Annotated in this window: 14 protein-coding genes; 6 read left to right on the top strand and 8 right to left on the bottom strand. The window is 43.0% G+C overall.

Features of this window, described 5'->3' with window-relative positions; translation table 11 throughout:
- Positions 1–793: 793 nt before the first annotated feature.
- Complete coding sequence (locus FTV30_RS11620; RefSeq protein WP_005173437.1) at positions 794–1,081, bottom strand: hypothetical protein; 288 nt, start codon at positions 1,079–1,081, stop codon at positions 794–796.
- A gap of 521 nt (positions 1,082–1,602) precedes the next feature.
- A complete protein-coding gene (gene tyrS / locus FTV30_RS11615) occupies positions 1,603–2,817 on the bottom strand; it encodes a tyrosine--tRNA ligase (protein WP_100535507.1) in 1,215 nt (404 codons plus the stop codon).
- Positions 2,818–2,897: 80 nt separating this feature from the next.
- Between tyrS and FTV30_RS11610 the strand changes: the two genes are divergently transcribed.
- A complete protein-coding gene (locus FTV30_RS11610; protein WP_100358107.1) occupies positions 2,898–4,025 on the top strand; it encodes an anhydro-N-acetylmuramic acid kinase in 1,128 nt (375 codons plus the stop codon).
- A gap of 73 nt (positions 4,026–4,098) precedes the next feature.
- Here the strand turns inward: FTV30_RS11610 and FTV30_RS11605 are convergent, their stop codons facing one another.
- The 4 genes from FTV30_RS11605 to FTV30_RS11590 all read right to left on the bottom strand — a co-directional run bounded on the left by FTV30_RS11605 (position 4,099) and on the right by FTV30_RS11590 (position 8,221).
- Positions 4,099–5,394 carry a lytic murein transglycosylase gene (locus FTV30_RS11605; RefSeq protein ID WP_100535508.1) on the bottom strand — a complete coding sequence of 432 codons (1,296 nt, stop codon included), beginning with the start codon at positions 5,392–5,394 and terminating at the stop codon, positions 4,099–4,101.
- Positions 5,395–6,019: 625 nt separating this feature from the next.
- Entirely contained in the window at positions 6,020–7,141 is a 1,122-nt protein-coding gene (locus FTV30_RS11600) for a 5-(carboxyamino)imidazole ribonucleotide synthase (RefSeq protein WP_180001646.1), read from the bottom strand.
- Positions 7,142–7,168: 27 nt separating this feature from the next.
- The gene (gene purE, locus FTV30_RS11595; protein WP_005173464.1) at positions 7,169–7,681 is read right to left on the bottom strand and encodes a 5-(carboxyamino)imidazole ribonucleotide mutase; all 513 of its coding nucleotides are present in this window, start codon (positions 7,679–7,681) and stop codon (positions 7,169–7,171) included.
- 198 nt (positions 7,682–7,879) lie between these two features.
- Positions 7,880–8,221, bottom strand: a complete 342-nt coding sequence (locus tag FTV30_RS11590; protein ID WP_005173466.1) for a DMT family protein — start codon at positions 8,219–8,221, stop codon at positions 7,880–7,882.
- Between the two features lie 242 nt (positions 8,222–8,463).
- Here FTV30_RS11590 and mpl point away from each other — a divergent pair, with 242 nt between their 5' ends.
- The 5 genes from mpl to FTV30_RS11565 all read left to right on the top strand — a co-directional run bounded on the left by mpl (position 8,464) and on the right by FTV30_RS11565 (position 13,180).
- A complete protein-coding gene (gene mpl, locus FTV30_RS11585; protein ID WP_180001645.1) occupies positions 8,464–9,828 on the top strand; it encodes a UDP-N-acetylmuramate:L-alanyl-gamma-D-glutamyl-meso-diaminopimelate ligase in 1,365 nt (454 codons plus the stop codon).
- Positions 9,829–10,135: 307 nt separating this feature from the next.
- Positions 10,136–10,609 carry an alcohol dehydrogenase catalytic domain-containing protein gene (locus FTV30_RS11580; protein WP_306669835.1) on the top strand — a complete coding sequence of 158 codons (474 nt, stop codon included), beginning with the start codon at positions 10,136–10,138 and terminating at the stop codon, positions 10,607–10,609.
- Positions 10,610–10,640: 31 nt separating this feature from the next.
- The gene (locus FTV30_RS11575) at positions 10,641–11,255 is read left to right on the top strand and encodes an IS607 family transposase (protein ID WP_180001644.1); all 615 of its coding nucleotides are present in this window, start codon (positions 10,641–10,643) and stop codon (positions 11,253–11,255) included.
- Positions 11,252–12,409 (top strand): RNA-guided endonuclease TnpB family protein, encoded by a 1,158-nt coding sequence (locus FTV30_RS11570; protein ID WP_180001643.1) that lies wholly within the window; start codon positions 11,252–11,254, stop codon positions 12,407–12,409. The genes FTV30_RS11575 and FTV30_RS11570 overlap by 4 nt, the downstream gene beginning before the upstream one ends.
- 162 nt (positions 12,410–12,571) lie before the next feature.
- Complete coding sequence (locus FTV30_RS11565; RefSeq protein ID WP_180001642.1) at positions 12,572–13,180, top strand: zinc-binding dehydrogenase; 609 nt, start codon at positions 12,572–12,574, stop codon at positions 13,178–13,180.
- A 142-nt stretch (positions 13,181–13,322) separates the two neighbouring features.
- Here FTV30_RS11565 and FTV30_RS11560 read toward each other — a convergent pair whose 3' ends face one another.
- Positions 13,323–13,613, bottom strand: a complete 291-nt coding sequence (locus FTV30_RS11560; RefSeq protein WP_005173472.1) for a GNAT family N-acetyltransferase — start codon at positions 13,611–13,613, stop codon at positions 13,323–13,325.
- Between the two features lie 24 nt (positions 13,614–13,637).
- Entirely contained in the window at positions 13,638–13,922 is a 285-nt protein-coding gene (locus FTV30_RS11555) for a GNAT family N-acetyltransferase (RefSeq protein ID WP_005173474.1), read from the bottom strand.
- Positions 13,923–13,940 lie beyond the last annotated feature (18 nt).

Below are 13,940 nucleotides of genomic sequence, written 5' to 3'. Positions count from 1 at the left end.
TTAAGCCTGCCGCCAGCGTTCAATCTGAGCCATGATCAAACTCTTCAGTTTAAAATCAGTAGTGCCTAAAGGACACCAATCTTGGCTCATCAATTTTCTGACAAATATTTCTCAAATAAACTTCGAGCAATTTCTACCATCAATCAATGAAAATAATTTCGATCGATCAACCAGTAAAAATCCACACAAGTTGTTCTTCATAATCTCTTAATGATCTTTCTAACACCTCGTCAGTGCAAGAAGCTGGACTTCGATATACTTAACAACTCAGCAATTTGCTTCGTTCGTTTCCGTCTATCTCGTCGGTATGGGTGCATTCTAGAGGATTTCAGAATCATTGCAACCCCCTATTCACTATATTTTTCACGTATGTCTTTTTTTTCTACAAAAAATCCTAAAAAATCGCTTTTTTATCTAATTTTTAAGCGTTTTTATGCAATAAATGCACTAAACACATCATTTTATTTTTATAAGCCAAAATTTAATTAGACTTAAAAGCGATCAAAATAATAGCTAGAGTAGTAATTTTTGCTGTTTATCCTTAAATAATGCTTTTTATCTCGTTCAACCCCCAGAAACAAAACCAAATCATGACATATTAGCGAAACCAACGATTCTCTCCTTTCGGCTTGGTAGTTCATTCGCACTTTTTTAGTGAAACTTCTTATAAAAGCGTATCGGTATCTTAGGCTATAAAGATGTTATTCAATGATTTTGGTGTTTGGGTATAAGGCCGCACAAGCTTGCTTATCTATATAGAGATAGAACATATCAGCAGGTTAATTCTATTCAGTTACTTTTCCTGCTTGCGCTGCCCAAGCCAGTATTGCATGACTTCTATAATTATGTCTTTTTTGCCCTGATAGTCTTCAGCAACAAAAAATAGTTTTGCACGTCGCGGTAAACGCTCTTCAATCAGGGAAAATAGATAGTAATTCGCAGCCAGATCAAGCTGCATAAATAAGTTATAGACAGGGATATAACGTTGCTGTTTTTGTTCGGCAGACTGATATTCAAATAAGAAACTTAAAATACAATCAATGTCTTCATCAAAAATATTTTCTGTTGGATAGCGATACATCGAATCCCCTCTGCTTTCTTTTTATATTGTGCTGTCTTTTGCGAACCAATATAGTCAGCCACCCTTTAGCTAGCAAAACAACACTTAATTAGAGGATGAATTCTAGGTGGAATGCCCTCTCCAAGAAAATAATACCTGCGATTTTAAAGGTTCAGAATGAAATCGCTACAAATAAAAAAGGAAGAGATCTCTCCCAAAATCTCCTCCTTAGAATTGAATCTTTACCCGATCCATTATGTCATTATTATAGTTATTCACTTTAAAGCTTAAAAAAGAGTCTCTTGGGGAAGAGACCTTATAAATTGTGGAGTTGTCTTATTATCACCCTCTAGATGCTTTGAACCAATTCTCTAGATGAATAAATCCTATAGATAATAAACCCGAAAAGCAAGCAATTTGGGAAAATTTAACTCTTGTTTTTATAGGGTTTTTTTTGAAGTTGCTTATTTGCTTTATGAATATAGAACATCAATAAAAAAGCAGACCGAAGCCTGCTTTTATTTCAATAACTTATCAATTTTTTAATCGGTGAAAGTAACTTTCGCAATCGCTTTTTTGCTGGCCTGAACGATCAAGGTCAGATTTTCCTTAACCGAATAAGAACTATCTACAGTGTGCCAATCCACTTTCACCGCGCCACGACCTAAAGCATCTTTGGCTTGGGCCGCATTCTTGGTCAAACCTGCTTCACGTAAAATTGAAGTAATAAAGATTTCACCACCAAACTCACCACGTGAAATAGTCACTTCTGGCGTACCTTCCGGTAATTCACCCTCAGTAATGATATTACCTGCACCTTTATGTGCATGCGCAGCAGCGTCGCTTCCGTGGAAACGCTCAACCAGCTCCAGCGCAAGAATCTTTTTCACCTCTTGAGGATTACGGCCTTCAGCAATTTCTTTTAGCAACTGCTGAATTTCTTCAATTGATTTAAAGCTGAGCAGATCAAAATAACGCTCAATCAATGCATCCGGCATTGAAAGCACTTTTTGATACATCGCACCTGGCGCATCAAATACACCAATATAGTTGCCTAAAGATTTAGACATTTTATTCACGCCATCTAAACCTTCAAGAATAGGCACCGTAATACACACTTGTGCTTCCTGATCATAACGACCTTGTAGCGTACGCCCCATCAACAGGTTAAAGGTCTGGTCTGTACCGCCCAACTCTACGTCCGCTTCTAAAGCCACCGAATCATAACCTTGTACCAATGGATACAAGAATTCGTGAATCGCGATCGGCTGTTGACTGTTATAACGCTTGGTAAAGTCGTCACGCTCCAACATACGCGCCACAGTTTGCTGTGATGCCAATTGAATTAAATCAGCCGCGGTTTTTTGTGCAAACCATTCCGAGTTAAATACAACTTTGGTTTTGTTTGGATCAAGAATTTTAAACACTTGTTCTTGATAGGTTTTTGCATTTTCTAAAACTTGTTCACGTGATAATGGTGGACGTGTAGCACTTTTACCTGTTGGATCACCGATCATCGCCGTGTAGTCACCGATCAGGAAGAATACTTCGTGGCCCAAATCCTGAAATACTTTTAACTTGTTGATGAGAACCGTATGACCTAAGTGCAGGTCAGGCGCAGTTGGGTCAAAACCTGCTTTAATTTTTAATGGACGATTCTTTTTTAATTTCTTAAGAAGGTCTTCTTCAGAAATAATTTCATGGGTGCCTCGTTGAATGAGGGCAAGTTGTTCTTCAGCCGGCAGGAAATTTGACATCACAAAATCCAATACATCAGTTACTCAATTTGTGCGATATACTAACACTTTTTCAGCATATTGCAGGCTTAAGAATAACCATGACAGCGATCTATATTGGGGTAATGACCGGCACAAGCATGGATGGTGTCGATATTGTTGCTGCTTCTTTTGATCCTTTACAGCTTCATGCCACACTCACTTTGGCATTCGATCCTGACCTGCGGCATGAGCTGATGGCACTGACTTTGCCCGATGACAATGAAATTGACCGTATGGGCAAGGCCGATGTGGCCTTGGCAGAAATGATTGGTCATGGTATCAACCAACTGATTGAAAACAACCAGTTAGATAAATCTAAAATTAAAGCCATTGGCTCACATGGTCAGACCATCCGCCATCGCCCTGAGCATGGTTTTACCCTGCAAATTGGTGACCCCAATATTATTACCGAAATCACCCAGATTCCGGTGATTTCAGATTTCCGTCGTCGTGATTTGGCGGCGGGTGGTCAAGGTGCACCATTGGTTCCTGCCTTTCATCAGGATATTTTCCAGCATGACAGCATTCACCGGGTGATTTTAAATCTGGGCGGGATTGCTAATGTCAGCCTGCTACCTGCCGGAAGTCCTGATGATGTTTATGGCTTTGATACAGGGCCGGCCAACATTCTGATGGATGCCTGGTGCGCGCGTTATACCGGCCAGCCTTATGATGAAAATGGCAATTGGGCCGCTTATGGTACGCCGATTCGCAGCCTGCTGGATCGTTTACAGTCACACGAATTTTTCTCTAAAGAACCGCCTAAAAGTACCGGCCGTGAAGACTTTAACCTGGAATGGCTGGATGAACAGATTGCCGACTGGCGCAATGACCTGCAATACGATGAACTGGAAGATACCCCGGAAAATGTGCAGGCGACCTTATTAAAGCTCACTACCCGCGCCATTAAAAAAGCCATTTATCGTTCTGGCATGGATACCGGACAAGTTTTCGTGTGTGGTGGTGGCGCTTATAATTCTTATTTACTTGAGCAACTGCGCTGGCGCTTACGCAAACATGAATGGAGCATACAAACCACGGCTGATTTGGGCCTCAGTCCGACCTGGGTAGAAGCCACCGCCTTTGCCTGGCTGGCGATGCGTTTTATCAAGCAACTCAATGGTAACCTGCCAGCGGTGACCGGTGCTTTAGGCTACCGTGTTCTGGGAACCATTACTGCTGTTTAAACCTGACCAGAGCAATCTAAAGTTATAAAAAAAGGTCTACATTTATACAGACCTTTTTCATTTTCAATCTTACTTATTGCATCATCAGTTTGGCATTTTCATTACGGAACGCACGCAGAATCTGCTGGCCGGCGCGGCCGGTCGGACTCAAGCCCAAACGCTGCTGTTCCTGACGAATCGCCTGACGGGTTTTATCACCGATCAGGCCATCCACCGCACCAATGTCATAGCCACGATTTAGTAAAAATTGCTGAATCTCGCGACGTTCTGAACGCGAAGTACCCGCGTCATCGGTTGGCCAAGATGTGCTGAAGCTCCCTTTACCCTGTAAACGATCAGATAAATGCGCAATCGCCAAGGCATAACTTTCTGCTGCATTATAGCTATAAATGGCATCAAAGTTTCTAAAGACCAGGAAGACTGGGCCATTCGGGCCGGCAGGCGCAAGCAAGCCAGCTTGAGAAGACGCTGATAAATTCCCTTGAATTAAAGGGGAACCATCGGCACGCACTACACCACGGCTAATCCAGCTATTCAGTGATTTTTTATTGCGACGGCCTTCATTTGAGATTGACATGCCTTGCGGGATTTTTACTTCAAAACCCCAAGGCTGTCCGGTCTGCCAACCACGCTTGCTTAAAAAGTTGGCGGTTGATGCCAAAGCATCCGGAATACTACTGACCAGATCACGGCGGCCATCGCCATCAAAATCGACCGCAAGCTCATCATAGGTCGATGGCATAAACTGGGTATGACCAAAAGCTCCAGCCCATGAACCTTTCAGCTGATCCTCTCGTACATCACCGCGCTGTAACAGTTTCATCGTGGTAAAAAACTCACCACGGAAATAACTCTGGCGTCGCCCTTCACAGCTCAATGTTCCCAGAGCCTGCAATAAAGGATAGCGACCGGAAATATCACCAAAATTACTTTCTACACCCCATACCGCGACAATCGTTTCTGCAGGCACGCCATAGGCTGCGGAAACACGATTTAAGACTTCGCGATGTTGCTGTAATTTTTGCCGGCCGAGCTGAACCCGCTCTTCATCGACCAAACCAGACAAATAGTCCCAAATCGGGGTAGAAAATTCCGGTTGATAGTTTAAACGTTCAATTACGGAATAATCAGGCGTTAAATTTTGCGTATAACGGTCATAGCTGCCTGCACTAACACCTTTTGCTACAGCCTGACTACGTAAATTCGCCAAACAGTTTTGAAAATTATTCTGGGCAGGGAAATTTGATGGGCTGCTGGCCGCTGAAGGCAAAGTAGTCGTGTCGACACGCTGACCATTAATAATCAGCTCGGCATTTGCCTGAGAAACAGCCAAGAATAAAGAACCAACCACAAGCGCAAAACGTTGCATAAGACCCTTGAATATTTAGATTTTGAATTATGTTCCTAACATAGCAGCTCAATCTAAAAATTAAAGCTCAAATAGGTAAATTTAAATTCATAATTTCTGCACTTTTGAATTCATTTTGTAGTTTTAAATTTAAATAACTTACCCACAACTTGTTTTTAAATTCAAAAGCAGCGGCGCTGTTTGAATTTAAATTTAAAATCCAAGAAACAACCTTTAAATTCAAAACCTTCTTTGTGGATAACTTAACATAAACAGGATTAATCAGATATTTATCAAGGTTTTATTTTGTGAATTAAAAACAGGGTGGCTTGGTTTATTTTTAAATTTAAACTTTGAATTCAAAGTAGCGGTTTGAATTTAAATTCATATTTTGAATTCATTTAAACTTTAAATTCAAAGACTGTTTTAAATTTAATATTTTAAATTCAAAGTATTTCTCTGTGGTCTATGAATCTTCATTTAGACTCTTTTATGTATACGCAATTGTTTATTTTACAATCAATTGAAAAATATCATGATCCGATACAATGGCAGGCATTTTCGAAGAGGCGCAATCATGCCTGAATCTGGAGAAATAAAAAAGCGACCACCGAAGTGATCGCTTTTTTTATCAGCAAGATAGCGCTTAAATGGTCATATCTTCGCTCAATGCCAGTGGATTCGGTAAAATCTTCGCCAGTTGACGGCATAAAGTCGTCAGCTGAGTACTGTCGGTTGGCATCAGGGTAATGTGACCAATCTTACGACCTTCACGCTCTGACTTGTTATACAGATGCAAATGCGCACCTTCTAAAGCCAGAACATCTGCAGATTTTGGATGCTGTCCGATGATATTCACCAGTACGCTTGGACGAATCACTTCCGTTGAACCCAGTGGCAGACCGGCCACCGCACGAATATGGTTTTCGAACTGTGAGCAGACTGCACCTTCAATCGACCAGTGCCCTGAGTTATGCACACGTGGTGCCATCTCGTTTGCATATAGACCTTTGTCTGTCACAAACAGCTCAAGGGTCAATACGCCCACATAGTTCAGATGATTGAGCAGGCGAGTGATGTAGTCCTGTGCGACCGGCTGCAAGTCTGCACTGTTCGGTGCAGGCACAATCGAGTGCGACAGGATGCCATTGTGATGATGATTTTCAGCCAATGGCCAGGTTTTTACATCACCATTTTGACCACGTACCGCAATGATCGACACTTCACGTGAGAACGTCACAAAGCTTTCTGCAATCAGTTCACCGGCAGGGCCAAGTTCCGCCCAAGCCTGCTCAATCTGATCAGTACTCCGCAGGACAAATTGACCCTTACCATCGTAACCACCGCGAGAGGTTTTTAATACGATCGGTAAGCCCAGTTCAGCCACAGCCGCCTGTAAACCTTCAAGTGCAGTCACTGCTTTATACGGCGCAACAGGAATGTCGAGCGTATCAAACAGGGCTTTTTCAGACAGACGATGCTGTGCAATTGCCAAGGCTTGACGTGGTGGATGCAGGTCTTTGTTTTTCACCAGCACATCCACATCTGCAAGCGGGGTATTTTCAAATTCCAGACTGAATACATCAGCACTGTGCATAAAATCCTGTAGACCATTTTCGGCCTTGCTGGAAATCACTTGACCGAGTGCCGCAGAAGGGCAATCCGTACTTGCTTCAAAGAAAGTACATTGAATATTCAATGGCAATGCCGCTTGCGCCATCATGCGCCCGAGCTGACCGCCGCCAAAAATACCGATGGTTTTATCCATGATGTCTGTCCCGTATGAAGCTTGGTTTTAGTTTTGACCAGGAATGTTATTGCTTGCCACTTTATCTGTTTGTGCCGCACGGAAATCTGCAACATTTTTCGCGATGTCAGGGCGGGTCAGACCTAAAATTTGCGCTGCCATAATGGCTGCATTGGTTGCACCAGCAGGGCCAATCGCAAGCGTACCCACCGCAATACCTGCTGGCATTTGTACAATCGAAAGCAAAGAATCGACGCCGTTTAAAATGGATGATTTGACTGGCACACCCAGGACTGGAAGATCAGTCTTTGCCGCACACATGCCCGGTAAATGCGCAGCACCACCCGCACCGGCAATAATCACCTGAATGCCACGATCACGCGCCTGCTCAGCATATTCAAACAGACGGTCAGGAGTACGGTGTGCAGAAACGACTTCAGCTTCAAATGGGACACCAAGCTGCTTGAGCATGTTGGCAGTATGTTCGAGAGTTGCCCAATCTGATTGAGAACCCATGATAATTCCTACTAGAGGAGCATCTTGTGCAGCAGCCGCATTCATTGCAAATTTTCCAGAGATTAAAGTAACAAAAAATAAATCTCGACGAGAGAGCCAAGCTTTAATAGGAGGTGCTTATTATAGACTGATTTTTCGGCTTCATAAAATTTAACGGTCAAAGCAAGGTTCGATTTTTCTTATTTTTTGGCAGAATATTAAAAACTGGAATAAAAATAGGCGTGTAGTCTGCAAAGCTTTCGATCAGGAAGTTCTGAAGACAAAATACACACATCCGCACAGACACAAGGCTGCCCAGAGATAATCCAGTTTAAAGGGTTGCTTAAACATGAAAATCATAAAAGGCACAAAGACCAGCAAAGTCACCACTTCCTGAGTGATTTTCATTTGCCCCACGGCCAGTCCCTGCTGTGCCAGTAATCGGGTGGCCGGAATCATCAGACTATATTCAAACAGGGCAATCATCCAGCTGAATAAAATTGCCTGCCACAACGGCGCATCATGCGGTAAAAATTTTAAATGCCCATACCATGCCAAGGTCATAAAGCAATTGGCAATTACCAGAAGAAATAAAGCCGGTAACATCGGCATGTACTCTGCAAAAAGATCGGGTTTATTCTACGATTTATTTTGCAAAAAGATATTCTCTAAATTTGAAATTTTCTCTGAATTTATCTGTGAAACAGGATTTAAAAATTCCCGCAGCAATGCTTGAACTTTGACTATCTTTTCCGTGTAAGCCTTGCTATCGTTGCTTGCAAATTGAATAAATCATGATAACCGCACCAATATAAGGTGATGGGTCAGACAGGAACGGAGTGAAGTAGATGCATCTGCATATTTTGGGTATTTGTGGCACTTTTATGGGATCGCTGGCGCTCCTTGCACGCGATCTGGGCCACAAGGTGACAGGTTCAGATTTGAACGTCTATCCACCGATGTCGACCCAACTTGAAAATGCAGGCATCAGCTTGATGCAGGGTTATGAGCGTAGTCACTTGCAGCCGCATCCGGACCTGATCATTGTTGGCAATGCCATGAAGCGTGGTATTGATGCAGTAGAATATATGCTGAATGAAGGCTTGTCTTATATTTCAGGCCCACAGTTCCTGGCAGATCATGTTCTGCAAGGCAAACATGTATTGGGGGTTGCGGGTACACATGGCAAAACCACCACCACAACCATGCTGGCCTGGGTGCTGGATCAAGCCGGTTTAGAGCCAGGCTTCCTGATTGGTGGTGTGCCACTGGGTTTTAGTGAGAGTGCACGTCTCGGTGGCGGCAAATATTTCTGTGTCGAGGCGGATGAATACGATTCGGCTTTCTTCGACAAGCGTTCCAAGTTTGTGCATTACCATCCAAAAACGGCGATTTTAAATAACCTTGAATTTGACCATGCTGATATCTTTGATGATCTGGCTGCAATTCAAAAACAGTTCCATCATTTAGTTCGTACTATTCCAAGCGAAGGCCGAATCATTGCGCCGATTACCGAAAGCAATATCGATGAAGTACTAGAGCAGGGTTGCTGGACACCGGTGGTGCGCACCAGTCTGGATGCCAATGAAAAATCTGAACTGTATGCCGAACAGTTATCGACAGATGGTTCTCACTTTAAAGTCTTGCAACACGGTGTGGTGAAAGGTGAAGTGCAGTGGAGCATGACCGGACAGCATTCGGTGGCCAATGCGCTCGCGACGATTGCCGCTGCCGAGCATGTCGGCGTCTCCATTGAAACCGCCTGTGAAGCTTTATCTAATTTCGGTGGGGTAAAACGCCGTATGGAACTATTAGGCACAGTCCGTGGTATTGAGGTTTATGATGATTTCGCCCATCATCCCACAGCGATTGATACGACCTTGGAGGGCGCGCGCAAACGACTGGGTGAACGCAAACTCTGGGCAATTATTGAACCACGCTCCAATACCATGCGTATGGGCAGTCATAAAGAGGGTCTGGGTCATTCAGCACGTCTGGCCGATGCAGTAATCTGGTATCAACCGGAAGGACTGGACTGGGATCTGCAACCGGTCATTAATGCTGCGCCAAATAAAGCCAAAATTGCACGCACACTGGATGACATCATTCAGACCGTGGTAGCAGAGGCAGGTGAGGGCGATGCCGTAGTGATTATGTCAAATGGCGGTTTTGGTGGTTTACATCAGAAATTGATCAGTGCTTTAAACGCATAAAATAGATGCGTGGATAAGTATGTGAAAAAAGAAGCCCGCGATGCGGGCTTCTTTTTTCAGGGCAGTTGTTTTAGCAATCAAGAGAGAATGGCTGTTTTGACCTTTGCATTGCATGATGTCAAATTGGCCTAAAATGCCGATCACTCATCAGCCATTACGCATGATGTTTTGTTGCAATCTGAACGCGAGATAGATTGCAGCAGCACATCACTCAAGGCACAATCGAGAAGAACACAGGTATTTATAGACCTGACAGCCAGATCAGAATCAGGTCATTCTCATTCCTCACTCCTTCAGGAGATGTGTCATGACAACAATGAAAGCCATGGTCTATTACGGCAAAAACGACATCCGGCTTGAAGACCGTCCCATTCCCACTATTTTGCATCCCAGCGATGCGGTTATCAAACTCACTAAAGTCACTATTTGTGGTACAGACCTCGGGATCTGGAAAGGTAAAAACCCGGAAATTGAACAGCAAGCCACACGCAAACAGGGCAGTTTTAATGGCCGTATTTTAGGTCATGAAGGCATTGGTATTGTAGAAGAAGTCGGTTCTGCCGTTCAAAACTTCAAAAAAGGCGACCGGGTGATTATTTCCTGTGTCAGCCGCTGTGGAACCTGTGAAAACTGTCAGAAACAGCTGTATGCACATTGTCGCAATGAAGGCGGCTGGATCATGGGCTATATGATTGATGGTACTCATGCCGAATATGTACGCACGCCGTTTGCGGATACTTCTCTTTATCATTTACCTGAAGGGTTCGTAACTGTTAGTTGAAATCTACTCATTTCTATACTAATATATACAAATGAGTAGATATGTTGGTATTAGTGTTGCAGCTAAAACATTAGGTGTATCCATCCAAACCCTAAGAAGATGGGATGAGGAAGGCACTTTAGTTGCAGATAGAACCCCAAAAAATCACAGACGATATGATCTGAGTCAGATCACGCCTGAACTTATCCACGACCTTTCCATCCAAAACAGCCGAAAAACCATTGCTTATGCCAGAGTGTCTAGCCATGACCAAAAGGCTGATCTTGAGCGTCAAAAACAAGTTTTGGAAATGTACTGTGCTAAACAAGGATGGACATTTGAAATCATTGCCGATCTCGGTTCGGGTATGAATTACCATAAAAAAGGACTTAAAGCCCTTTTAGATGGAATTATTAATAATGAAATTGGTCGCTTGGTACTGACTCATAAAGATCGTTTATTGCGCTTTGGTGCTGAATTGGTTTTTGCTTTATGTGAAGCCCGAAATGTTGAAATTGTGATTATTAACCAAGGTGAAAATCTGAGTTTTGAGGAAGAACTCGCTCAAGATGTATTGGAGATAATTACTGTATTTTCAGCACGATTATATGGTAGCCGTAGCAAAAAGAACCAAAAGTTGATACAGGCGGTTAAAGAGGCACTATGAGTCAATTTATACGAGGGCATGTCATTGAGTTGATGCCCAATAACAAGCAAGCAAGCCACTTCGCTCAGGCGAGTGGTGTTGCTCGTTTATCGTATAACTGGGCTTTAAAGGAGTGGCAACGACAATATAAGGCTGATAAAGAATATCGAGATCAGTGCGATTATTATGGTGTTGAGGTGGATAAAAACCTCCTCAATAAGCCTCATGAAGCAAAATTAAGAAAACATTTAAACTCATTCAAATTTCAAAAATACCCTTTCATGAAGAAGGTAACTAAGTGCTCACCACAATTGGCAATTAAGCAGTTGGGTAGTGCTTTTGATAGATTCTTTAAGGGGAAATCAGGGTATCCAAAGCCAAGAAAAAAAGGCAAGGATGATCGTTTTTCATTATCAAATGACCAATTTAGTGTGGATAATAAGTCTATTAGAATCCCAAATTTAGGTTGGGTGAAGATGACTGAGGCTCTGCGCTATAAAGGTAAAATCCTATCAGCTAAAGTTTTTAAGCAAGGTGCAAAGTGGTTTGTATCAATTGCTGTTGAATTGACTCAAATTGAAAAACTTAAATCCAAAACAGGTTTATCTATTGGTGTTGATTTAGGTGTGTCTAATCTTGCCACCCTATCAAATGGTGAGATTATTCCATCCAATGCGCCATTGAAAAGACAGCTTGGAAAACTTAGGAGGCTGAACAAGTCTTTAAGTCGCAAGAAAAAACGTAGTCAGAATCGAGAGAAAGCGAAAACCAAGCTCTCTCGCCTACACTACAAAATCGCTTGCCTACGCAAGAATAATCTTCATCAGGTCACAACGGACTTGGTTACACGTTTTGATGTGATCGCTATTGAAGATTTGAATGTTAGAGGCATGGTCAAGAATCGGAAACTTGCAAGAGCCATATCTGATATGGGCTTTTATGAGTTCAAGCGACAGCTGATTTATAAAGCCAAACAGCATGGAAAATCGGTGCTTTCAGTTGGTCGATTCTTCCCAAGTAGTAAAATGTGTTCATGCTGTGGTGAGCTAAACCAATCACTTACACTCTCAATGCGTGAGTGGAAATGTTTGGTTTGCCAAACCACCCAAAATAGAGATGTTAATGCGTCAATTAACATCCTGCGATATGCGGATAAAGATTTAATCGCTGCGTAAGTGGTGATTAAGGCGGTGAGTTACACCGTGACAGCCTATGGAATTAAGGTAATCCCAGAAGCAAATGTTTTTGGTTCTCGATGTTGAAGTAGGAATTAAACATCAAACCCACATGAGTAGGTTTGAGTAGGTTTTAAATAACGGTTAAATGAAGATGTCGCTGTGTTCCTGTCGGATATCTTGCCGACATCACATGAAATTGGTCTGCAATATGGCGATGTCAAACCCGGAGATAATGTGGTGATTGTCGGTGCCGGCCCGATCGGCATGAGCTGCCTGCTGACCGCTCAATTCTATTCACCGGCCAACATCATCATGGTCGATGTCGATGACAACCGACTCGAGTTCGCCAAAACAGTGGGAGCGACGCATAGCATTAACTCCGCGAAAGAAGATGCCATACAACGTGTGCTGGAGCTGACGGATGGGCGAGGGGTCGATTGTGCCATTGAAGCGGTTGGTCTGGAGGCGACCTGGAATATCTGCCAGCATGTAGTCAAAGAGGGTGGACATATTGCCAATGTCGGCGTACATGGCAAATCAGTTAATTTTGAACTGAATAAACTCTGGATTAAAAACCTGACCATCACCACCGGACTGGTCAATGCCAATACCACTGCTATGCTGCTCAAAACCTGCTGTTCCGGTAAATTACCGCTGGAAAAACTGGCGACCCATCACTTTAAATTTAATGAATTTGAAAAAGCTTATGATGTGTTCAAGCATGCAGCCGATGAAAAGGCCTTGAAAGTGATGATCGAACTCAATTAATGCGGGAAAGTCTGATAGTCCGCTTGGCGGACTTTTTTTATTTGTAGCTGGAGTGAAAAATAGGGCATATCACCGCACTACTTATCAGCTTGTATTGAAAGCTCATTAGGCCGTTTTGCTCTTGGCAAATCGATCTAAATGATTAAGTAGAAGAGGCCGCGACATCAGATAAACTTTGGTCACGCTTAAACATCACATCCACATAGGAACATTGCGGAATGATGGTTAAACTTTTTTCACGGGCAAAATCGACCAGCACATCCAGCATTTTTCGGGCAACGCCCTGACCACGCAAGGAATGATCGACCCAGGTATGATCTGCAATAATCACCGAGGCTTCCCGCCATTGATAGGTAATCTCGGCCAGACGTCGACCTTTATCTTCCATAAAAAATACACCACCGCGTTTTGAATCTTGATATTGAATCTGCATAGATCTCCACCTTTATTTTCATTTTTAACTGCTTAACACATCGCTGAAATTAGGATCACGCTCAAATACCGATTGAGCAAAAGGGCATTCCGGAATAATCTTGACCCCTTGCTCACGGGCAAACTTGACCGCTGCTTCGACCAGATAATGTCCGACATGCTGTCCACGCAAACTGTCATCGACCCAGGTATGTTCAATCACCAGTCGATCCTCATCTTTCCAGAAATAGCTCATTTCGGCCAGACGCTTTTCATTTGGCTCGACAAACCATTGACCTTGACTGCCTTGTTGCTGATGCTCAATCAACATCCTCTAAACTCCGTATTT

The organism is Acinetobacter sp. YH12255, assembly GCF_013417355.1.
In the GTDB taxonomy this organism is placed as follows: domain Bacteria; phylum Pseudomonadota; class Gammaproteobacteria; order Pseudomonadales; family Moraxellaceae; genus Acinetobacter; species Acinetobacter pseudolwoffii.
The sequence above is the reverse complement of the archived record's forward strand: the minus strand, read 5'-3'. Positions and strand labels throughout refer to the sequence as shown.